Below are 20855 nucleotides of genomic sequence, written 5' to 3' on the forward strand. Positions count from 1 at the left end.
AATATCGGCCGGCGGAGCGATCCGCTGGCTTTTTTTGCCGCTTATCAGCCGCGCGGCATACCGCGCTCTTTGGCCAAGCGCTTATCGAGCAGCCGCTCAAATTTTCTGACATAGGCTCGGCAGGCCCCCGGATCCACAAACGGGTTCGGCGTCCGTTGCTGCTGCAAGCGCGCAAAGGCGACGTCACCGCCCGACTGGTCGGGATGTGCCGTCAGCAGGATGTCGCAGGGCATCGCCCGCAACGTCGCGAACGTCCCGCGAAATGCCGCCACCACCGCCGCATGCGCCGGATCGGAGAAGCGGTAACCCTCCGCCGCCACCGGATTGAGGCTGGAGGCAAATACCACCGCGGCACACTGAGCGCCCTCGCACGATCGCCACGCCCAGCTCATGCTGCCGGCGGTATGCCCGGGCGTCGCATGCGCGGTGACGATCGTGTCACCCAGCTTCAGCTGCGCGCCATCGCGCACGATGCGTAGCCGCTGAACCGGCGGGAATGGCGGCAGTTGTGCCGCCTGCGGATCGCCCGCCCCACTTCGCCCGCGCCGCAACACCGCCGCCGCCGCGCCGCTCGCCACCACCGTCGCTCCGGTATCGCGGGCCAGCGCTGCGAGGCCGCCGGCATGATCGTAATGCGGTTCGGTGCTGAGAATATATTTGACGTCGCCGAGCTTGAAGCCAAGCGCGCGAATATTGCGCTCGATCGCCGGCACTGCCTGGGGCACTGCCCCGTCGATCAGGATCAGCCCCGCCTGCGTGCGGATCAGCGCGACATTGAGGCCACCGAAGCCGACCAGATAGCTGTTACCGAAGATGCGCGTCGGCGGCTGAGGAGACAACCAGCGCGCGGCATAATCGCCCGCGATCGGGCGCAGCAACGGATCATCGCCGTTGGATGCGGCGCCCCCCGCCCCCGCTACCGCCAGCACCCCAACCAAGCTCATGCCGCGCCACGCTATCCGTCTCATCGCTCACCTCACCCGGATCAATATCGGTAAATTGCCTCTAACAGCGGATCGTGACCAAGCATCATTTCTCGACAGCAGCCCGACACGCCTGCCATGACGGCGTTCCGCGGCTGGATCACCGAAGCCATCGCGCACGATCACGCGGCCGTTTAGGCATGCCGACCGTCTTGCGCCTGCCCAATTGCTCCGCCACGATACGGCCATGTCGACGATCGCTATCTACAGCCTCAAGGGCGGTGTCGGGAAAACCACGCTTGCCGTCAATCTCGCCTGGGCAGCGGCCACGCAGTCGTCGCGGCGCACCCTGTTGTGGGATCTCGATCCGCAGGCTGCCTCCAGCTATCTGCTGTCGGGAGCACGGGCCAAGGAACAGGCGCAGGCGGTGTTCTCCAGGGATCTCGAGCCCGAGAAACTGATCCGTCGCACCGAGATCGAGCGGCTCGATCTGCTGCCTGCCGATGCCTCGCTGCGCGGGCTCGATCTGCTGTTTCACACGCTCGACAAGAAGAAGCGGCTGGCCAAATTGCTCACGGGGCTGCGCAAAAGCTATGACCGCGTGCTGCTCGATTGCCCCCCCGGCCTCACCGAAACCAGCGATCAGGTGATGCGCGCGGCGGATCTGATCGTCGTGCCGGTGATCCCCTCGCCGCTTTCCGAACGCGCCTTCGCCGAGGTGGAACGGCATCTCGGCGCCAAGGCGCAGTTGCTGCCGGTCCATTCGATGGTCGACAAGCGCCGCAAGCTCCATGCCGACGCGCTCGCACGCCACCCCGACTGGCCGGTCATCCCCATGGCCAGCGTGATCGAATCGATGACTGTCCGGCGCGCGCCGGTCGGCAGCTTTGCCGGGCGATCGGCCGGCGGCCAGGCCTTTGCGCGGCTCTGGCAAGACATCGAAAAGCGCCTGGCGGCATGAGGCGCTCGGGACGTGCCACACCCGATGCCGCACCGCTCGATCCGCAGATGGTGCTCGGCGCTTATGCCATCGGCGTGTTTCCGATGGCCGATGCGCGCGATGCGCGCAGCATTCACTGGGTCGAGCCGAAGGACCGCGCGATCCTGCCGCTTGATCGCTTTCATCTGTCCAAATCACTACGCAAGACACTGTCCGCCGATCGTTTCCGGATCACCGCGGACCAGGCCTTTGCCGACATCATCCAGCTCTGCGCCGAAGCCGCCGAGGACCGCCCCGACACGTGGATCAATGGGCAGATCGAAGAGGTCTATCTCCAATTGCATGCGCAGGGCTTTGCCCATTCGATCGAAGTGTGGGAAGGCGAGCGGCTCGCTGGCGGACTTTATGGCCTGGCGCTGGGGCGCGCATTTTTCGGCGAATCGATGGTCAGCCGCGCGCGCGATGCCTCCAAAGTGGCGATCGCCGCTTTGGTCGCGCGGCTGCGCGTCGGCGGGTTCAGCCTGCTCGATTGCCAGTTCATGACCGATCATCTCGCCTCATTGGGCGCGATCGAGATTCCGCGCCGCGCCTATCTCGGGCTGCTGTCCGGCGCGATCTCGGGCGTGGTCGGCGCGGGCGCGACCGGCGCGACAGATGCCGCCGGCGACTTCTTCGCGCTCGATCGCGGTGCCGCGGTGCCGTTCGCGCTACCCGCCCCACCGCTCACCGTATTCGGCCCCCCCTCGGGGAAGGTCATCGCGCAGCTCTTGGTCCACACATCGTAGACCGGGTGCGGCACGACGTTCAGCCCCGGCCGTTCCTTATAGAGCCAGCCCGAAAAGACCCGGCGAAACTGCCGATCGGTACCGGCGACATCGAGTTGCACGAACGCCCCGGTATAGGGCTGCTGCTCCCACGGCGCGGTGCGCTCGCACGCGCGCAGCCGGATCACCACATCGCCGATGCGCACCGCCTGACCCGGCTTCAACGTCACCTCGCGCGCGATGCCATTGCGCTTGTTGAGCAGCCCCAGCACCGCCACGCGCTGCGCCATCGGCGTCGCGCCGAGCGATGGGTCCGGCCCGCCCGACACATCCACCGTGGTCACGTCGTTCGCCTGCGGCGCCTCGTCCAGCGCGGTGCGAATATCGGGGCGCATATCGGGCTGCACCGCGGCAGGGTGATCCTGCAGCTGTTCATAGCCATAATAGCCAGCCGCGCCGAGCCCGGCGACCAGCGCCGTCACCCCCAGCCAGCGCTGCAAATTCACGCGTCCGGCGTCCAGGCTTCGTAATCGCCGGTGGCAGCGGAACGCTTCCCGCCCTTTTCAAGCGCGCCGGCGGGCCGATAGGCAAGCGGCGTGCCGGTCATGTTGGCCATGGCCGGCTGCTCCCACGCGCGCGCGGCGGGCAGCGCGCGATCGGGCAGATCATCGACCTGATGATGCAACCAGCTGAACCATTCGGGCGCGACGCGGCTCGCATCATTGGCGCCGTTATAGATCACCCAGCGCCGCGGATTGCCGTTGGTATCGCTGCCGCCCTGATAATAGACGTTGCCCAGCGAATCCTCGCCGACCACGACCTTGCCGCGCAGGCCGAACCAGGTGCCGATCGTGGCGCCGTTCCACCAGGTGAATGGATTGAGATTTATGCCCATGCGCACGCCAATAGCCGGGCGAGTGGGGCTCTGGCAATTCGTCAAATACGCGGGACGCGCGGGCAGCGATGGCGAATGTTGAGAAAGTTGACACGCTGGCGACGTTTTGTGCCGCAGGCGCCGGGGAAGCACGTCCTATGCACGCTGACGCGCGCGCTACGCGTCGCCTGCGCGTCACCTACGCCCCGGCGAGGCACCGCGCAGGGGCAGCAGACGCGAGCGTAGCGGTTGGCGGACCGACGATGTCAAAGATCGTGACGAGAATTTCACATGAAATCCAACATTGCAAGGAGGTTGACGTCGTGGTGACCCGCCACGGCGTTTGCCACAATCCTCCCCCTGGCCGGGAGGATCATTGGTGGGCAAAGCGCGGTACCCACAACACGATCGCCCCCACCCGCGCCGCCGGGCGATACGCCGCCATGGCCCGGACAAGCCGGGGATGCTCGCCGATCCAGGCCGTGCCGGGCTCGTCATCGACCAGCACGATATCGGGCCGGCCGCGTACGATGTCCGCCGCAAGCATCGCGGCATCCTCCGCTTCGGCACGCACGAAGGCGGCGCGGCGCGCCGGGGTCAGCCCGGATTCTCTCAGCTGCTGGCGCGCATTGCCGGTGACCCACAGGCTGCCGCGCCGCCCGACCCAGCGCCCCTGCACCCAGCGCGTCAGCGGATGGCCCAACGCAAAATCGGTCGACACGCCGATCAGCCTGGGATGCGCCGGCGCGATGCCGACGACCGCATCGCGCAGCGCATAAGGCTCGGGCACGCGGGCATACTCGAACAAAGCGATAAGCGCCAAGATCATGCCGCATAGCGCACCGAAGCGTCGGCCCGGCCCGGGCCGCACGAGCTGCAGCGCGACCGCCAGCAACGCCAGTGCAACCGCGGGATAGCCGTGATTGAGATACCCTTTGCCCTGAACCAGCGCGGCGATCACCAGCCCGGCGGCGGCAAGCAATGCCACCATCGCCGGCGGCGCGACCCGATTGCGCGCGAGCCGCACGGTGAGCGCGCCCGCCACGGCCGGGATCAGCACCATCGTGCCCAACAGCAAATGCGCCCAGCTATCGCGCCCGGGCAGATAGACGAGCCGCAGCAGCGGCACCATGTCGGCCAGATAGTGCGGGAAGACGCACAGCACCACGACCGCATAGACCGTGCACACCATGGCAAAGGCCAGCCACTCGACGCCCAGCACACGCCAAAACGTGCCGCGCCGCGCGATCGCCGAGGCGAGCACGGGGAGCAGCGCCAGCACGAGATGCGGCTTGATCACGACCATGATCCCCGCGCCCAGCCCGGCGCTCAAAGCATCGCGCGTGCGGACGTCGCGGCCCTCGCTGCGCGCCACGAGCAGCGCGAGCATCGGCAGGCTGGCAATCAGCGCGACATGCTCGCGCTGCGCAAAAACATCCGCGGGGAGCACCAGCAGCACGCCTGCCGCAACCGCCGCGAGCCACCCGCGCGCAGCCGCAGGCGGATCGAGCAGCCGCCCCGCCTGGGCGATCGAGAAGGCCGCCAGCACGGTGATGGCCACGACCGTTAGCGGCTCCACGGGCATGGCCAGCCTGCGCGCCAGCGCCACGAACGGCATATAGAGCAGCACCGAGGCCGGTGGGTTCACTTCCTCGATATCGCGGTACAACGTGGCGCCATCGATCACCCGCTCCGCCGCGGTGAGCAGCCAGGAGACGTCGCAATCGAGCGACGACACGGCCTGCAGGATCAGCGCGACGCCGGCGACCAGCACGACCAGCCAGAACGGAGACACAGGCGTGCGCGGGACGACGGGGGACAAAGCGGGCATGAACGCCCGGATAGACCATGCAGGTTGCGGATTGGTTAGGGCGCGCGAAGCACGCACCATCGGCGCGACACGCCACGCCGCTGTTCAACGACTTCTGCCTCTGCCTCGTTCGGTCTGCTAGCGTTCGCCGCGGCCGCGGATCGGCAACTCGCCGCCGCGCCTCATTCCGCCGCGGGCCCGCCCGGCCAGCGCACGCGATCGCCCTCGGCGATGCCCAACGCGCTGGCACGGCCGCCATTCAACTCCAGCACCGCCGCCACGGGCTCGCCCGAGGCCACGGGCGTTTCGGAAAAGGGCACGGTATTTTCGGCGATCCGCGCGATCGTGCCGTCGGCGCGGATGAAGATGATGTCGAGGCTGCTGGGCGTGTTCTTCATCCAGAAACTCGCCTCGCGCGGCGGGCCGCCCTCGGGCGGATACGGCGCGAACAGCATGCCCTCATCCGCCGGGATACCGGTGCGGAACATCAGGCCCTTTTCCTGCTGCGCCGCGGTCTTGGCCAGTTCGACGGAAAAGCCATGCGCGCCGCCGGCACTGGTGATCGTCAGCGGCAGCTTGGCTTGCGCCACGCCGGCCGTCGATCCGGGATCACTTGGCTCACACGCGGCCGCGAGCATCGCCCCGCCAAGCGCGAGCGCGAGCATCATCCGGCGAACGATCATTAGCTGTCCTCTTCGACCTCGACCGCCAACGGGCCCTTGCGCCCGTCGACGATCCGCGCGCGCAGCCGTTGCGCGGGTTCGATATCGATAACCCCCGCGCGGCGCAGCGTTTCCATATGCACGAAGATATCTGACGAATCGCTATCGCGCACCAGGAAGCCGTAGCCCTTCAACCGATTAAACCATTTGATGCTCGCGCCCTCGAATGGCCCGGCCTGATCGAGCAGCCCGGTGGGGTCGACCCGGTCGCCCGACGGGCGGGCGCGCACCGGGGGCTCGACCGCGTTGCTGAGATCGATCGACAGGATCTCGGTCGCCTGCAGCCCGCGATCGCGCGGTGCCGCGAGGCATTCGACGCGCGCGCCCTCGGGCAGGCTGCGGCGGCCGTGCGGCTGCAACACCGAAAAGTGAATCAGGATATCGCCCACGCCCGGTTCATCGCCCACCACGAACCCAAAACCGCGCGTGACATCGAACCATTTTAGTGTGCCGGCATAAGGCCTTGCGGCGGAAGACACGTCTCCGCCGGGCTCGGCCAGTACCGGCTCGCCAGTGTGGCCCCCAACAGCCTGCTGCGCAGTAGAACGCATGGTCAATTCCCCCAAAACGGTTCTTAGCACGGCTGGCCCCTGAGAAAAAAGGCCCTCACACGCAATTTACGTTTCAATCTTGAGACAATTCCTCAATCGGCGCGCCCGGCGCCATGGTGGCGATGCGCCGCGCCAGCGTAAAATCATGCCCGCCACGGATCATCGCGCCGATCTGCTTCTCCCGCACCGCGCGATCCGGCACGGCCAGCGCGAACGGCCCGATGCGTTTTTTGCGGGCAAAAGTCAGCGCCGCCTGCAGCGCGCGATCCTCGATCGCGGGCGCCAGCGCGGCGGCGTCGTCCTCGGCAATCCCGGCCTGGCGCAAGGTGGCGCTGACACGGCGCTGCCCCAGCCCGCGCCGCGCCATCGCGGCAGCACGCGCCTCACCAAATGCGCGATCATCGATATAGCCGAGTTCGGCCAATTTCTCGGCCAGCGCCACCGGGTCCGCCGCCGCCCCGTCCCACCCGCGTTCGCGGATCTTGCGCAGGAGATAATCGACCAGACGGCCGCGCGTGGTGGCGAAGCGCTCGACATAACGCAGCGCCAGCCGCTCGAGCGCGGCGGCATCAAGTGGCGGCACCGGGCGGCGCTCCCTGGGGGCGGATCGAGAGGGGTAAGCAGGCATGCGCCATCATTGTGCCACAGTCGGCATGGATTTTGAACGCGCGCGGTGTGTATTGCGCATGATTTGGGAATTTCGGCGGCATGATCCGCCACCAAGGGCGTAAGAATATGACGAAAGACGTTTTGCAGCAGGATGATGGGCACGTGGCGGCACCGATCGCCACCCCGACCGCCGATCCGTTGCCGCGGCGTTTCGCCGATTTCGACACGCTGGGCGCGGCGCTGGACTATGCCGCCAGTGGCCAGCGCGGGCTGAATTTCCACGATGCGCGCGGCACGCTGGTGCGCGCCTATCCGTTCGCCGAGATGCGCCGCGATGCGCTGGCCATGGCGCGCCGCCTGATCGCTGCCGGGATTACGCCCGAAGACCGCATCGCGCTGGTCGCCGAGACCGGGCCGGAATTCGCCGCTTTGTTCTTCGGCGTGGTCTATGCCGGCGCCTGGCCCGTACCGCTGCCGCTGCCGACGTCGTTCGGCGGCAAGGAATCCTATATCGAGCAGCTGCGCGTGCAGCTTTCCAGCTGCGATCCGACGATGCTGGTCTACCCGCCCGAACTGGCCGAGATGGCCGGCGCCGCCGCGCGCGGCGCCGGTGTCGAAGGGATCGACTGGGTCGATTTTGCCGCGCGTGCCGCGCCCGACGTCGCGCTGCCCCAGGCGCGCGGCAGCGATGTTGCGTATCTGCAATATTCCAGCGGCTCGACGCGCTTTCCGCATGGCGTCGCCATCACGCACCATGCGCTGCTCAACAATCTCGCCGCGCACAGCCATGGCATGGAAGTGGTCGACAGCGATCGCTGCGTTTCCTGGCTGCCCTGGTATCATGACATGGGGCTGGTCGGCTGTTTCCTGTCGCCGGTGGCCAACCAGGTATCGACCGATTATCTCAAGACCGAGGATTTCGCGCGCCGCCCGCTTGCCTGGCTCGATCTGATCAGCCGCAACGCCGGCACCACGCTCTCTTATTCGCCGACCTTCGGCTACGATATCTGCGCGCGCCGCATCTCCACGCAGATCAAGGCGGCGGACCGCTTCGATCTGTCGCGCTGGCGCGTCGCCGGCAATGGCGCCGACATGATCCGGCCGGACGTGATGCAAAGCTTCGTCGATGCCTTTGCTGATGCCGGGTTCAAGGCCAGCGCCTTCCTGCCGAGCTACGGCCTGGCCGAGGCGACGCTGGCCGTGTCGATCATGCCGCCGGGCGAAGGGATCCGCGTCGAACTGGTCGAGGAGACGCAATTGTCGGGCGTGGCCGCCGGGCAGGATCGCCCGCAGCGCTTCCGCGCGATCGTCAATTGCGGCAAGCCCGCGCGCGACATGACGATCGAAATCCGTGAGGAAGACGGCACACCGCTGCCCGAGCGCGCGATCGGCAAGGTATGGTGCACCGGGCCTTCGCTGATGGTGGGTTACTTCCGCGATGAGGCGGCAACGGCGGCGTGCATGGCCCCCGATTCCAACGGACGCGGCTGGCTCGACACCGGCGACATGGGGTATCTCAGCGACGGCTATATCTACATCGTCGGCCGCGCCAAGGACATGATCATCGTCAACGGCCGCAACCATTGGCCGCAGGACATCGAATGGGCGGTCGAGCAATTGCCCGGCTTCAAGGCCGGCGACATTGCCGCCTTCGCGATCACGACGCCTGGCGGCGAAGAAACTCCCGCCGTTCTGGTTCAATGCCGCAGCTCGGACGATGCCGAACGCATCCGGCTGCGCGAGGAAATTCGCGAGCGCGTCCGCTCGGTCACCGGCATGAACTGCGTGATCGAACTGATCCCGCCGCGCACGCTGCCGCGCACCAGCTCGGGCAAATTGAGCCGCGCCAAGGCGCGCAACCTGTATCTGAGCGGTGACATCAAGCCCTATGATATCGCGGCCTGACGACATCGCTTTCCAGCGGTATCGCGAAGTGACAAATTAAACGTACAATTCGCAATATTCGATCCGATTTGCTGATTATTCTAACGATCCGCTAACCTGCGTCGCGTATGGCAAGCGGGTGAACACGCAGCCCAGCCCCCATTTTGCACCCCCGCGGATCGACGCTCGCGCGTTGCTCGGGCTGTACGACCCAGCCGACTCCCATGAATGGGGCGCGATTCGCGCCGCGCAATTGAACGGCGGCGGTGCTCTCGCCGCTGCTTTGCTCGGCGCCAACCTCCTTGCCGCAGCGCTGGTGGCGTGGCTGCTGATGCCCGTCCTACCCGCCGGGGCGGTGATCGGCTGGACCATCATGATGGGCATCGTCGCCATCGCGGTAAGCCTGCGCCGGCGCGCGGGGCGCCGTCGCAGCGGCCATAGCGCAACGGTGCGTGAGTTGCGCGCCTCGGTGATGGACGCAACCGCGCTGGCGATCGTCTGGGCGATCCCGCCATTGGCGGTCGGGTTGCGCGGCGACGCCGATAGCGCGTTCGGCCTATTGATGGTGGTCGCCGTGCTGATGACCGCGTCCGCCCTGTCGTTGGCGGCGCTCCCGCTCGCAACGATCAGTTTCCTGCTCATTCTGGGCAGCGCCGCGGCGATCATGATGGGGCTGATCGCGGGGCCGACATTTGCCGCCGCGATCACCGTTTTCACCGCCTTGCTGCTGATTGGTTGCTTTTCCCGCGCGCGCGCGCTCGTCATCATCCGGGCCAGCGAGCTGGCGCTTGCCGAACGCGACGACACGATCAGCTTGTTGCTGCGCGAATTCGAAGACCATAGCGCCGACTGGCTGTGGGAAATCGACGCGCAACGCACCATCGTGCGCGCCAGCCCACGCTTCGCGCATTCGGTGGGGCTCGATCCGGTTACCGTCAACGGCATGCCCTTTCTGCAGGTGCTGGCCGGGAGAACTTGGGAGGCCGGCAATTTCACGGCGGGCCTGCGGCTGCTGTCGGAAAAATTGAAAGGCCGCGAGCCGTTTCGTGATCTGGTGCTGGCCGTGCCGGTGGGGGAGGAAGAGCGCTGGTGGTCGATCGCGGCGTCACCACGGTTCGACGAAAGCGGCGCGTTTGTCGGCTTTCGCGGCGTCGGCTCGGACGTGACGGAGCAGCGCGCCTCGACCGACAAGATCAATCGCATGGCGCGTTTCGACACGTTGACCGGCCTGCCCAACCGGCTGCTGATCAACGAAGCGCTGGGGCGGGCGATGGGCGACGCGGAAAAATGGAGCAGCCGGTGCGCGTTCATGATGATCGATCTGGATCGCTTCAAAGCCATTAACGACACGCTCGGCCACCCGATCGGCGATCGCCTGCTGGGCCGCGTGTCCGAGCGGCTGGGCCAGTTGGTGACCGAAAACGAGATGATCGGACGCCTTGGCGGCGACGAATTCGCCGTGGTGGTGCGCGATGCGAGCTCGCTGGAGCGCCTGGAAAAGCTTGCCCGCTTGATCATCGACACGCTCTCGCGCCCTTACGAGATCGACGCGCATACCTTGTTTATTGGCGCCAGCATCGGCATCGCCGTCGGCCCGCGCGACGGGCGCACCACGGAGATGCTGATCCGTTCGGCCGATCTGGCGTTGTACCGCTCCAAGGACGCCGGCGGCGGGACGTTCCATTGCTACGAACCACAACTGCATGTCGACGCCGAGGAACGCCGCGTGCTCGAACTCGCGCTGCGCCAGGCGCTCAACAATAACGAGATGCACCTCCATTACCAGCCGGTGGTCGATGCGCGCACCGGCGCGCTGACCGGGTTCGAGGCGCTGCTACGCTGGACGCATCCCCAATTCGGCGCAATCCCGCCAACCAAATTCGTGCCACTGGCAGAAGAAACCCACATGATCGCGCCGATCGGCGAGTGGGTATTGCGCAGCGCGTGCGCCGAAGCGGCGCGCTGGGACGATCCGGTGCGCGTGGCGGTCAACGTATCGCCCGAACAATTGTACAACCCGGCGTTCGTCACGGTCGTCGCCTCGGCATTGGCGAACAGCGGCCTGCCCGCCGAGCGGCTTGAACTGGAAGTCACCGAAAGCGTGTTCATGCGCGAAGGCACGTGCGCGGTGCGCGTACTGGAAAAGATCCTCGATATGGGCGTGCGGCTCAGCCTTGACGATTTCGGCACCGGGTACAGCTCGCTCGGCTATCTTAGCCGCACGCGCTTTTCCTCGATCAAGATCGATCGCAGCTTCGTGACGCAAGCCGCGGGCGGCGCCCCCGAAGCGGTGGCGATCATACGGGCAGTGGTCGCCTTGGCCGGCAGCCTGGGCATGGCCACCACCGCCGAGGGCGTGGAAACCGAAGACGAACATGTCATGGTGCAACAGCTCGGCTGCACCAAGGTGCAAGGTTATTATTTCGGCCGCCCGCTGCCGGTGGCGGAAGCGCGCACCATCGCCAGCCGCGGCCGCCGCGCCGCCGCCTGACAGCGCTTGCGAAGCGCACCATTGCTGGGTATGGCGGGGGGATAGGGGTGTAGCTCAGTTGGTTAGAGCGTCGGTCTCCAAAACCGAAGGCCCACGGTTCGAGTCCGTGCTCCCCTGCCATCCCCCTCCCCGCCACGTATAGCACCTGCCCCCCGGGACACCGCGCGCTTGCGTTCGCCCCCCCGCGGCGCTAGATGCATCACCCATCCGATAGCGAGGATGAGACTTTCGCCGGTTCCTCTTGAGGCACCGGTCGGCGGTCTCTGCCCCGCAGATGCGGCATTTTTAGCAAACGAGTACCAGCACCGTGGCGAAAACGACACCGATCGAGTTCATCCGTCAGGTCCAGGCCGAGACCAAGAAGGTCGTGTGGCCGACGCGCAAGGAAACCGTGATGACCGGCGTGATGGTGATGATCATGACGACGATCCTGGCGATCTTCTTCTTCGGCATCGACAAGATGTTCGACGGGATCGTCAAGCTGCTGCTGTCGCTCGCTACCAAGGGTTGAGATCATGTCGCGCTGGTACATCATTCACGCTTATTCCGGCTTCGAGGGCAAGGTTCGCGACGCGATCATGGCCGAAGCGACGCGCATGGGGCTCGAGCAACTCGTCGAACAGATCGAAGTGCCGACCGAGACGATCACCGAGGCGCGCCGCGGCAAGAAGATCGCCGTCGAGCGCAAGTTCATGCCGGGCTATGTGCTGGCCAAGCTGAACATGACCGACGACGTCTATCACCTCGTCAAGAACACCCCCAAGGTGACGGGCTTCCTCGGCAGCATGGGCAAGCCGCAGGCGATCAGCGAGGCCGAGGCCGCGCGCATGCTGAACAGCAAGGAAGAAGCCGCCGCCGCGCCGAAGCAGAAGATGAAGGTCGATTACGAGATCGGCGATTCGGTCAAGGTACTGGACGGCCCGTTCGCGAGCTTCAACGGCATCGTCGAGGAACTCGATTTCGATCGCAGCCGCGTCAAGGTCAGCGTGTCGATCTTCGGCCGCGCGACGCCGGTGGAACTGGAATTCGAGCAAGTCGAGCGCGCCAAGTAAGGCTGCGCCTTACGCAGCGATTGCACAGGATCAGCGCAGGTTGATCCTGTGCCATATTGCCCCCAGGCGCGACGCTGAATCCTTGCCGTGGAAATGCCGGTGGCCCTGGCGGAATGCTATTTCGGCTACCCGTCGGCCGGCAATCGCGCTGGCGACGGGGTGCCCCTGCAGCCACTTCTCCAGGCTCCGGGCGGCACGCCGAACTCTTTCTTGAACGCTCGATTGAAAGCGGCTTCCGAATTGAAGCCGATCGAATAGGCGACGTTGCAGACACTGTGACGACCGTCTTTCAGCAGGTCGGCGGCGACGCTCATGCGGTGCCGCGCGAGGTACCGCATCGGCGGATCGCCCAGAAAGCGGGTAAATCGTTCCGCAAAGGCGGAGCGCGACAAGCCGGCCTGTCGCGCCAGCGTGTCGGTCGTCCAATCTTCGGCATAGCGGGCGTGGACGAGGCCCAGCGCGCAGCTGACATGCGGGTCGCGCAACCCATCCAGCCAGCCGCTCTGCCCGGGCGGCAACGCTTCCAGATACTGCCTCACGGCTTCGGCAAAAAGCAGTTCTGCGAGCCGGCTTACCAACTCGGGGGAGCCATGCCCCCCTTCCGACGCAAAGCGGATCGAACTCGCGAGCCACGCACCGCTGGCGCCTTCGGACGCATCGATCACGAGGATACTGGGCAAACTCAGCAGGAACGGATCGACCGGCGTTAGCGTGCCGAGAAAGCCGCACAGGATTCGCGTCCGCTCACCACCCCCGCCATGCTTGATGCGGAGCATCTGACCGTCGCCCTGCGGGATGACAAGGTCACGCGCGTCGATCGCACCCATCGAGAGATCACTACCCAGCAGATGCCGATCGTTGCGCGGCAATAGCAGGATCTGGCCTGCCGCGATCCGCGCCGGCGCGCCCGTCGCCACCGAACACAGAAGCTCGCCTGACTGGACATAATGGTACGAAATAACGTGCCGAGGTTCGGGGAAATAGGCGGCGCAATCCGACGGGTGAATGCACGACGTGACGCACCAGGGGCTGCTGAACTCGGCAGAGAGAAATACACTCCCCGACAATTTCATCGATGACACGATAGCGTTCAGCGTATCCATGCAGCATCTCCACCGTCCACTTCCGGCGTCTCGATCAACGGTCACGGCGTCGTGGTCATTCTACGGCACGGCAGCGCGCGGTAAAAGCCATTACAACGCCAACGGGCGGCGCGGCCAATGTTGGCCGCCACCGATCCGGGCCTTGACTACTGAAGAATAGCACTATGGCCGTCGAATTCGAGGCGTCGCTACAGGCAATCACGGAGAAAAGTGAATGTTCCACAGCAAATTACGCGCACTTCGTCATGCCCTTTTACTTGTCTTGAGCTTCATCAGTGGTGTGACTGTCTTGAGCGCCACCGTCGTCGTGATGGGCGCGATCCAACCCGTCATACCCCGGCCGCTCTGGGCCTGAGACATCATGGGAGACAGAATATGAAGCACAGCTTCACCTTTGGCGACGTGCTTGCCACATCGCTGCGTTCGGCATGGCAGATCGAGGATGTCCTTCCGACCGGCGCCATGCTCGACTTTTCCTGCGCTTTCCTGCCGGAATCGCTGGCACGATCGGCCGCTGCGGAAGCGCTCAGCGCGCCCGAGCAGCGCACGCTCAATCATGTGCGCGCGCATGAATATCTGTCGATGTTCGGACTGGTCGAGGAATTCATCCTCCCGTTCGTGCTCGATCATGCCCGCCCGCAACTGGATGGTGATGATCACCGCGTCCGCGCACTGCTCAACTTCGCCGGCGAAGAGGCAAAACACATCCACCTGTTCAAGCTATTCCATCAGCGCTTCACCGATGGCTTCGGCAGCCCCTGTGAGGTCATCGGACCGCCGGGCGTGATCGCCGCCGAAGTACTGCGCCACGATCCGCTCTCGGTAGCGCTGCTGGTTCTCCATATCGAATGGATGAGCCAGCGCCATTATGTCGAGAGCATACGCGATGATCACGCGCTGGATCCGCTCTTCAAAAGCCTGTTGAAGCACCACTGGATCGAGGAGGCGCAGCACGCCAGGCTCGATATGCTTATGGTCGAGGCGCTGGCCGATGGTCGCGACGCCGCCGGCATCGCGGCTGCGGTCGACGGCTACCTCGCGCTCGGCGCTTTTCTTGACGCGGGCCTGCAGGCGCAGGCCGGGCTCAACCTCGATGCGCTCGAACGCGCCACCGGCCGCGCGCTGGCGCCTGCGCAACGCGATGCGCTGGCCAGCGCGCAGCATCAGGCATTGCGCTGGACCTATATCGGCTCCGGCATGACTCACCCCAAGGTGCTGGGCACGCTCGCTGCGCTGTCGCCCGATGCCCACGACCGGGTCGCCGCCATCGCCCCCGCCTTCTGCTGAACTGTCACTCTGGAAAGGAACCACGACATGCTCGACACCACGATACAGCGATCAGTCAACGGCATCGACCTTGCCGCGCTGGGGGAAACCGTCGCCGCCATCGAGGCCAATCCCGACCTCGGCATTGTGGAGTTCCGCGTCCGGACCGACTGGACCGGCCAGACGCGGTCGCGAACCACCGTGGAAAGCTTTCGGCTCGCCGGGCAGGAGATCGCGCGCGCCTTCACCATCGTCGCCGACGAGCCGATCGAGCTGCTCGGCACCAATCAGGCACCCAACCCGCAGGAGTTGCTGATGACGGCCGTCAATGCGTGCATGACGGTTGGCTATGTCGCCCAGGCGTCGTTGCGCGGTATCACGCTGACCACGTGTCGGATCGACACCGACGGCCAGCTCGACCTGCGCGGCTTTCTTGGTTTAGACGATGCGGTGCCGCCCGGATATCGGCGGCTCAATTACACCGTCACGCTCGAGGGCGACGGCAGCCGGGATCAGTATGAGGCGATCCACGAGGCCGTCATGGCGACCTCGCCCAATTACTTCAATCTGGCGCGGCCGATCGAGATGTGCGGCCGCCTCGCCTGACCATTCAACCGCGAGGCTGGAGACCGTGCGTCAGACGGGTGGGCGGTGGCTTGGAGGCATGCTGAACAGCGAGGAAGCCGCGGCGCCCAGGCAGAAGATGAAGGTCGATTATGAGATCGGCGGTGCTGGACGGCCCGTTCACGCGCGTCAACGGCGGGTGATCGCCGAGGCACGATGAAGCGCCGGCCACCGCGCGGTACGTCGGCTGGCATACCGCGCGGCGCCCCGAACCTCAGAAGCCTTTTCTCAACGTCACAAAGAACTGCCGGGGCGCGCCGGCGAGCAGCGTCTGGTTGTCGCCGCTGAAGCCGAAGCCGTTCGAGCCGATTGTACCGACATAATCGAGATCGGTCAGGTTGGTGACGCTGCCTTCGATGCCCACGCCGTTGAGCACGCCTTCGCGGCGGAACGTGTAGCCGATCGTCGCATCGACCAGCACGCGGCCCTTGACCGACTGGTCGTTGAGATAGGTGAAGTACCGCTTCGACATATAGTTCGCGCCGACCCGGGCAAGGAATCGCCCGTCGTCATACACCGCCTCGCCCTTGACCATATGCTCCGGATTGTCCGGCACGGTCTTGCCCTTGGTCGCGATGGCCGGCGTGCCGGCGACATTGCTGATCACGTCATCGCGATATTCCGCCTTGCCGTAGGAATAGGAGGCGAACAGCGACACGGGGGGCAGCGGCTTGTAGATGACGGTTGCCTCCACGCCGTAATTGCGCACCGAGCCGACATTCTGCAGCGTCGTGGGTTTGCCCGCACCGCCCGTGCCGTTGGGCAGCGACAGCAACCGGTTGGAGAAATCGACATAATATCCGGCCAGCGAGGCCTGGAACCCGCTGCTGCGCACGCGCCCGCCAAGCTCATAGCTGGTCGAGCGTTCGGGCTTCAGCGTGCCCCGGATCGCGTTCAGCCCCGCCTGCGTGGTGGCGAAGGGCGAGCCGCCGACCGCCGCCGAGGTGAAGGCGCGCATGTTCTGCGTAAACGTCGCGAACAGCTCGGCATCCTCGCCGACATGATAGAGCGCGCCGGCCTGCGGCAGGAACCAGTCCCTCGCCTCGATCTCGCCCGCCGCCAGCGTGCCGACGATACGCGTCGCCTTGTTCTTGACCTGCAGGCCCTTCCACCCGCCCGACAGCGTGAGATCGCCGAGGGTCAATTTATCCGAGACGTAATACATCATCGTCTCGGTGTTGAATTTCACGTCGAACTGCGTGGCGAACGGGTTCTTCTTGAATTCGAGCGTCGGCAGCGAAGCGGTCGACTGGTTGGCGAGGCCATAGAAGCGGCGCGCATTCTGGAAATCGTTCGATTCATACCAGCCGCCGATTTCGAGATGGTTGGCGCCGGTATCGATCGCGACATGGCCGAGCACGCCACCGCGATGGATATCATATTCGGTGGTGCGCACCGATAGCGACGAGCCGCCCGGCGTCGGCGTGTAAGGCAGATACCACAGGCCCTGGCCGTGATTGTCATGATAATAGCCGGTCAGCACGAGCGAGACATTCTCGGTCAAGCGGCTATCGACCGTCAGCCCGGCGAGATAATCGCGGCGCAGGCCGGCGGCATCGAAATAGGCATCATCGACCGTGGCATAAGGCCCGGGCAGCGGCAGGCCCGCCTGGTAAGCCGTGGCGATGGCCTGGGCGAGCGCGAAATCGTTCGAGATATTATCGAGATCATAGCCGTATTTCCGGATCAGCCCGAGGCTCAGATCCTGATAATCCTGTTCGCGGCGATCGGAGAAGTTGAAGAAGCCGGTGATCGAGCCCCGGTCGCCCAGATCCTGCACAATCTTGGCATTGACCTGATGCTGGCGCTGCTCGCCAAACCCTTTCCACTTGTCGGTCTTGAGATAGCCATAGCTGAGATAGCCCTTGAGCCCCTGCCCCGTGAGATCACCGCTTTCGAGCCGGACGAAGCCGCGCCACGTTTCGTCGCTGCCATAGGTGCCGGAGGCGACGATATCGGCCTTGTCCCTGGGGGCAAGCGAGGTGAATTCGATCGTCCCGCCCAGATTGCTGCTCGACGCCGTGCCCAGCGCACCGGCGCCCTGCGCGACCGACGCGGTGCCGAGATTTTCCGAAATGATCGCACGGCTGATGTGCAGCCCGTTGGCGTTGCCATAGCTCATATCACCCAGCGGCACGCCATCCAGCGTGAAGCCCAGCTGGTTCTGGTTGAACCCGCGCAACGTGATGCGCGACGACCATTCATACGCGCCGAACGCATCCGCCGCCTGATAATTGACGCCGGGGAGCTTGCTGATCGCTTTGAGCGGCGTGGAACCGGGCGTCAGCCGGTTGATATCGATCGCGCTGACCGTCTGCACCTGGCGCGCCTGGCCGAAGCCGAGCACGACAATGTCGGCGCCCTCGGCCGGATCGGTGGCCGCGGCGGCATCGCTGGCGAGCGGCGCGGGTCCGTCTGCGGCGATGGCGCTTTGCGCGATCGCGGCGGTCGAGGTGCAGGCAAGCAGGAACGACCCTGCGAACAGGTGCAGACGAACGGACATAGTCGGTATCTCCCTGGCGAGCCGATGTTCGGCCTCGCCCGGCGCGTGACCGGTTGTTGTTGCACCGTAATGACCGATCGACGGCGCTGTGAAGACGCGCGTTTGACGGAATCATGTCACATTTTTTTCGCGCCCCGAAGATCGTTTACCGTTCAGGGGCTTAGCCGGGCGCGGCAGGCATGGCTGGCGCATGATATTTGCCGTTCATGCGCGCGTCTTGCCATCCCCCAGCCGCCACCCGCCAAACAGCGCCCGCCCCTGCTGATGCGGCGCCCGCCCGCGCGCCTTGCTCCAGCCGGTCACCTGATCCAGCGCGGGCAGCACCGGCGGCGGCGGCTCGTGCGGGCTGCGCGCGGCTGCTTCGGCGCGGGCGGCTTCGGCGAGGCGGTATTTCTCGCGCTCGCGCTCCTGATTGGCGCGGTACATCGCGGCCTGGCGATGCGAATGCGCCTCGCTGGATTCGCCGCGACGGCGCTTGATATGCGCGGGCTCGGCCTGGAGCCGCGCTTCCTTCTGGTGGAGATAGAGCAATTGCAGCGATTCCGCGACCGTCATGCGGGGCATGGCGGGCGGATCATTGTGCCGCCAGGCGTCGTCGGTGTGCGCCTCGATCTGCTGGCTGGCGAGCAAGGCTTCCTCGACCCGGTCATAGCCTTGCTCAAGCGCCAATTGCCATTCGCGTGCGAAGGCGGGGCTGTGGTTGCGGCGGTGATAGAAGGCGCTGTGCGTGAAGCCGGCGGCGGCGGCGGCGAGGCGGATGTTGGCGGTGGCGCCGAGCGCGGCGAGGAAGGCCTGTTCGGCGGCGCGAGTGAGGCGGCCGGGCTGTGCGCGGCGCAGTTGGAGGCGGCCGGACTTTGTGCGGGTGGGGCGGGGTTCGGGCTGTGGTGAGCCGGTCTTTCCGGGGCTTACCCCTCCACCACCCTGCAGGTGGTCCCCCTCCCCGAGCAGAGCTCGGGGAGCAATTAGCGCGGCGTTGGCGATCACCAGGGCGGCATCCCACTCGGCGGCGAAGGCGGGGTGTTTGGCGCGGCGTTTGGTCAAGGTGCTGCGGTGGAGGCCGAGTGTGCGGGCGGCGTCCCGCGCGTTGCCGGTGCGGCGCAGCTCGGCGAGGAAGGCGGCGTTCTGCAATGCCTGATGGCGAGTGAAAGGGCGCGACATGCCCGATCTGTTCTCAAATCTTTTCCAACATTGCTCCAACATTGCGCCAGCATTGGGCCAGCATCGCGCCGCCATCGCAGGGCGCGCCGCAGACAATGCGCGGCTCATGACGGGCGCGCCCTGATTCTCCGTGTCCTCTGCGTCCTCTGCGCGACATGAAGGCTGGTTCGCGCAGAGGCGCTGAGGACGCAGAGAGAGAGAAGGGTGGTTCACGCGGAGGCGCGAAGGCGCGGGGGAGACGAGTGGCTTGCGCTACGCGCGGGAAAAAGTGCAGGGGGAGGTGCGGATGTTGCCGCGGCGTGGGTTTTGCGGTATGCGCGCCCCCTTCCAACGAGACATCGGTGGATTCGTGCGGGAGGCGCCTTTTCGGGGGCGTCGCTTGAACCGCTAAACTTGAACCGGGCGGGGCGCTTCGTGCGCCGCCGCCCTCTAGAGAGTGAGACTGCCACATGGCAAAGAAGATTACCGGCTATATCAAGCTGCAGGTTCCTGCAGGCAAGGCCAACCCCTCCCCGCCGATCGGCCCTGCGCTGGGTCAGCGCGGCGTGAACATCATGGAATTCTGCAAGGCGTTCAACGCCTCGACGGGCGATCAGGAAGCCGGCACGCCGCTGCCGACCGTGATCACCGTCTATGCCGATCGCTCGTTCTCGTTCGAGACCAAGACGCCGCCGGCATCGTATCTGATCAAGAAGGCCGCGAACATCAAATCGGGCTCGAAGGAGCCGGGCAAGATTTCGGGTGGCAAGATCACGCGTTCGCAGCTCGCCGATATCGCGACCGCGAAGATGAAGGATCTCAACGCCAACGACCTGACCGCGGCAACGAAGATCATCGAAGGCAGCGCGCGGGCCATGGGCCTCGACGTGGTGGAGGGCTAAGATCATGGCATTCAAGAGCAAGAAGCAGAAGGCAATCACGATCGATCGTGAGAAGCTCCACGGCATCGACGAAGCGATCGCGCTGGCCAAATCGGGCGCGACGAGCAAGTTCGACGAGACGATCGAAGTCGCGCTGAACCTGGGCGTCGATCCGCGTCACGCCGACCAGATGGTCCGCGGCGTGGTGACGCTGCCCAAGGGCACCGGCAAGACGGTGCGTGTCGGCGTGTTCGCCAAGGGCGCAAAGGCCGACGAAGCCCGTGCGGCCGGCGCCGACGTGGTCGGTGCGGAAGACCTGATGGAGCTCGTTCAGGGCGGCACGATCGATTTCGATCGCTGCATCGCCACCCCGGACATGATGGGCGTGGTCGGTCGGCTCGGCAAGATCCTGGGGCCAAAGGGCATGATGCCCAACCCCAAGCTCGGCACCGTGACGATGAACGTCGCTGCCGCCGTCGAAGCGGCCAAGGGCGGCCAGATCGAATATCGCGTCGAAAAGGCCGGTATCATCCATTCGGGGATCGGCAAGGCGAGCTTCCCGGCGGAAGACCTGCGCGCCAATTTCGACGCGCTGGTCGATGCGATCGTCAAGGCCAAGCCATCGGGCGCCAAGGGCAAATATGTCCAGAAGGTCGCCGTCAGCTCGACGATGGGCGTGGGCATCAAGGTCGATGTGGCGGGCGTCGTTGCTGCCTAAGCG

The 20855-nt window shown here is 65.6% G+C and carries 19 protein-coding genes, 1 tRNA gene and 1 pseudogene; 11 read left to right on the top strand and 10 right to left on the bottom strand.

The annotated features are described in order from the left end of the window. Positions 1-44: 44 nt before the first annotated feature. Complete coding sequence (gene bla / locus ABC969_RS04730) at positions 45-944, bottom strand: subclass B3 metallo-beta-lactamase (RefSeq protein ID WP_345863317.1); 900 nt, start codon at positions 942-944, stop codon at positions 45-47. 226 nt (positions 945-1170) lie between these two features. Between bla and ABC969_RS04735 the strand changes: the two genes are divergently transcribed. Beyond that, positions 1171-1884 (top strand): ParA family protein, encoded by a 714-nt coding sequence (locus ABC969_RS04735; RefSeq protein ID WP_345863319.1) that lies wholly within the window; start codon positions 1171-1173, stop codon positions 1882-1884. Continuing rightward, positions 1881-2648 (top strand): leucyl/phenylalanyl-tRNA--protein transferase, encoded by a 768-nt coding sequence (aat, locus tag ABC969_RS04740; RefSeq protein ID WP_345863320.1) that lies wholly within the window; start codon positions 1881-1883, stop codon positions 2646-2648. The genes ABC969_RS04735 and aat overlap by 4 nt, the downstream gene beginning before the upstream one ends. A 35-nt stretch (positions 2649-2683) precedes the next feature. On the opposite strand, the pseudogene ABC969_RS04745 reads toward aat, so the two are convergent. The 6 genes and pseudogenes from ABC969_RS04745 to ABC969_RS04770 form a co-directional block, all read right to left on the bottom strand. Continuing rightward, positions 2684-3022 (bottom strand): annotated as a pseudogene (locus tag ABC969_RS04745) (DUF2155 domain-containing protein); the annotation flags it as partial. 107 nt (positions 3023-3129) lie between these two features. Further along, positions 3130-3522, bottom strand: a complete 393-nt coding sequence (locus ABC969_RS04750; RefSeq protein WP_345863323.1) for an NADH:ubiquinone oxidoreductase subunit NDUFA12 — start codon at positions 3520-3522, stop codon at positions 3130-3132. 352 nt (positions 3523-3874) lie between these two features. Further along, positions 3875-5332: a hypothetical protein gene (locus ABC969_RS04755; RefSeq protein ID WP_345863325.1), complete on the bottom strand. Its 1458-nt coding sequence runs from the start codon at positions 5330-5332 to the stop codon at positions 3875-3877. Positions 5333-5493: 161 nt separating this feature from the next. After that, positions 5494-5994 (bottom strand): DUF192 domain-containing protein, encoded by a 501-nt coding sequence (locus tag ABC969_RS04760; RefSeq protein ID WP_380808568.1) that lies wholly within the window; start codon positions 5992-5994, stop codon positions 5494-5496. Beyond that, positions 5994-6584, bottom strand: coding sequence for a cold-shock protein (locus tag ABC969_RS04765; RefSeq protein ID WP_345863326.1), 591 nt, complete (start codon positions 6582-6584; stop codon positions 5994-5996). The genes ABC969_RS04760 and ABC969_RS04765 overlap by 1 nt, the downstream gene beginning before the upstream one ends. Before the next feature lie 73 nt (positions 6585-6657). Beyond that, positions 6658-7212 (bottom strand): regulatory protein RecX, encoded by a 555-nt coding sequence (locus tag ABC969_RS04770; RefSeq protein WP_345863328.1) that lies wholly within the window; start codon positions 7210-7212, stop codon positions 6658-6660. A gap of 107 nt (positions 7213-7319) precedes the next feature. Between ABC969_RS04770 and ABC969_RS04775 the strand changes: the two genes are divergently transcribed. From ABC969_RS04775 to nusG, 5 genes are all read left to right on the top strand, one after another. Beyond that, complete coding sequence (locus ABC969_RS04775) at positions 7320-9098, top strand: fatty acyl-AMP ligase (RefSeq protein WP_345863330.1); 1779 nt, start codon at positions 7320-7322, stop codon at positions 9096-9098. A gap of 118 nt (positions 9099-9216) precedes the next feature. Then, entirely contained in the window at positions 9217-11568 is a 2352-nt protein-coding gene (locus tag ABC969_RS04780) for a putative bifunctional diguanylate cyclase/phosphodiesterase (protein WP_345863332.1), read from the top strand. A 43-nt stretch (positions 11569-11611) separates the two neighbouring features. Continuing rightward, a tRNA-Trp gene (locus ABC969_RS04785) sits at positions 11612-11688 on the top strand. Between the two features lie 187 nt (positions 11689-11875). Beyond that, entirely contained in the window at positions 11876-12079 is a 204-nt protein-coding gene (gene secE, locus ABC969_RS04790) for a preprotein translocase subunit SecE (protein WP_345863333.1), read from the top strand. A gap of 4 nt (positions 12080-12083) precedes the next feature. Next, positions 12084-12620, top strand: coding sequence for a transcription termination/antitermination protein NusG (nusG, locus tag ABC969_RS04795; RefSeq protein WP_345863334.1), 537 nt, complete (start codon positions 12084-12086; stop codon positions 12618-12620). A 125-nt stretch (positions 12621-12745) separates the two neighbouring features. Here the strand turns inward: nusG and ABC969_RS04800 are convergent, their stop codons facing one another. Next, positions 12746-13723 carry an AraC family transcriptional regulator gene (locus ABC969_RS04800; RefSeq protein ID WP_345863335.1) on the bottom strand — a complete coding sequence of 326 codons (978 nt, stop codon included), beginning with the start codon at positions 13721-13723 and terminating at the stop codon, positions 12746-12748. 375 nt (positions 13724-14098) lie between these two features. On the opposite strand from ABC969_RS04800, the gene ABC969_RS04805 reads away from it, so the two are divergent. Next, positions 14099-15010, top strand: coding sequence for a diiron oxygenase (locus tag ABC969_RS04805; RefSeq protein ID WP_345863337.1), 912 nt, complete (start codon positions 14099-14101; stop codon positions 15008-15010). Positions 15011-15037: 27 nt separating this feature from the next. Then, a complete protein-coding gene (locus ABC969_RS04810) occupies positions 15038-15595 on the top strand; it encodes an OsmC family protein (RefSeq protein WP_345863338.1) in 558 nt (185 codons plus the stop codon). A gap of 232 nt (positions 15596-15827) precedes the next feature. On the opposite strand, the gene ABC969_RS04815 is transcribed toward ABC969_RS04810, so the two are convergent. Next, positions 15828-18116, bottom strand: coding sequence for a TonB-dependent receptor domain-containing protein (locus tag ABC969_RS04815; protein WP_345863340.1), 2289 nt, complete (start codon positions 18114-18116; stop codon positions 15828-15830). Between the two features lie 204 nt (positions 18117-18320). Continuing rightward, the gene (locus tag ABC969_RS04820; RefSeq protein ID WP_380808562.1) at positions 18321-19274 is read right to left on the bottom strand and encodes a hypothetical protein; all 954 of its coding nucleotides are present in this window, start codon (positions 19272-19274) and stop codon (positions 18321-18323) included. A 449-nt stretch (positions 19275-19723) separates the two neighbouring features. On the opposite strand from ABC969_RS04820, the gene rplK reads away from it, so the two are divergent. Together rplK and rplA are read left to right on the top strand one after the other, a co-directional pair. Further along, complete coding sequence (gene rplK, locus ABC969_RS04825) at positions 19724-20155, top strand: 50S ribosomal protein L11 (protein ID WP_345863343.1); 432 nt, start codon at positions 19724-19726, stop codon at positions 20153-20155. A 4-nt stretch (positions 20156-20159) separates the two neighbouring features. Then, a complete protein-coding gene (rplA, locus tag ABC969_RS04830) occupies positions 20160-20852 on the top strand; it encodes a 50S ribosomal protein L1 (protein WP_345863345.1) in 693 nt (230 codons plus the stop codon). Positions 20853-20855: the final 3 nt, after the last annotated feature.

It is taken from the genome of Sphingomonas qilianensis, from assembly GCF_039614825.1.
GTDB lineage: Bacteria > Pseudomonadota > Alphaproteobacteria > Sphingomonadales > Sphingomonadaceae > Sphingomonas > Sphingomonas qilianensis.

Excerpts from the sequence above, each read along its gene's own strand:
- bla (WP_345863317.1), bottom strand. The coding sequence starts at position 944 with ATGAGCTTGGTTGGGGTGCTGGCGGTAGCGGGGGCGGGGGGCGCCGCA.
- ABC969_RS04735 (WP_345863319.1), top strand. The coding sequence starts at position 1,171 with ATGTCGACGATCGCTATCTACAGCCTCAAGGGCGGTGTCGGGAAAACC.
- aat (WP_345863320.1), top strand. The coding sequence starts at position 1,881 with ATGAGGCGCTCGGGACGTGCCACACCCGATGCCGCACCGCTCGATCCG.
- ABC969_RS04750 (WP_345863323.1), bottom strand. The coding sequence starts at position 3,522 with ATGGGCATAAATCTCAATCCATTCACCTGGTGGAACGGCGCCACGATC.
- ABC969_RS04755 (WP_345863325.1), bottom strand. The coding sequence starts at position 5,332 with ATGCCCGCTTTGTCCCCCGTCGTCCCGCGCACGCCTGTGTCTCCGTTC.
- ABC969_RS04760 (WP_380808568.1), bottom strand. The coding sequence starts at position 5,994 with ATGATCGTTCGCCGGATGATGCTCGCGCTCGCGCTTGGCGGGGCGATG.
- ABC969_RS04765 (WP_345863326.1), bottom strand. The coding sequence starts at position 6,584 with ATGCGTTCTACTGCGCAGCAGGCTGTTGGGGGCCACACTGGCGAGCCG.
- ABC969_RS04770 (WP_345863328.1), bottom strand. The coding sequence starts at position 7,212 with ATGCCTGCTTACCCCTCTCGATCCGCCCCCAGGGAGCGCCGCCCGGTG.
- ABC969_RS04775 (WP_345863330.1), top strand. The coding sequence starts at position 7,320 with ATGACGAAAGACGTTTTGCAGCAGGATGATGGGCACGTGGCGGCACCG.
- nusG (WP_345863334.1), top strand. The coding sequence starts at position 12,084 with ATGTCGCGCTGGTACATCATTCACGCTTATTCCGGCTTCGAGGGCAAG.
- ABC969_RS04800 (WP_345863335.1), bottom strand. The coding sequence starts at position 13,723 with ATGGATACGCTGAACGCTATCGTGTCATCGATGAAATTGTCGGGGAGT.
- ABC969_RS04805 (WP_345863337.1), top strand. The coding sequence starts at position 14,099 with ATGAAGCACAGCTTCACCTTTGGCGACGTGCTTGCCACATCGCTGCGT.
- ABC969_RS04810 (WP_345863338.1), top strand. The coding sequence starts at position 15,038 with ATGCTCGACACCACGATACAGCGATCAGTCAACGGCATCGACCTTGCC.
- ABC969_RS04815 (WP_345863340.1), bottom strand. The coding sequence starts at position 18,116 with ATGTCCGTTCGTCTGCACCTGTTCGCAGGGTCGTTCCTGCTTGCCTGC.
- ABC969_RS04820 (WP_380808562.1), bottom strand. The coding sequence starts at position 19,274 with ATGTCGCGCCCTTTCACTCGCCATCAGGCATTGCAGAACGCCGCCTTC.
- rplK (WP_345863343.1), top strand. The coding sequence starts at position 19,724 with ATGGCAAAGAAGATTACCGGCTATATCAAGCTGCAGGTTCCTGCAGGC.
- rplA (WP_345863345.1), top strand. The coding sequence starts at position 20,160 with ATGGCATTCAAGAGCAAGAAGCAGAAGGCAATCACGATCGATCGTGAG.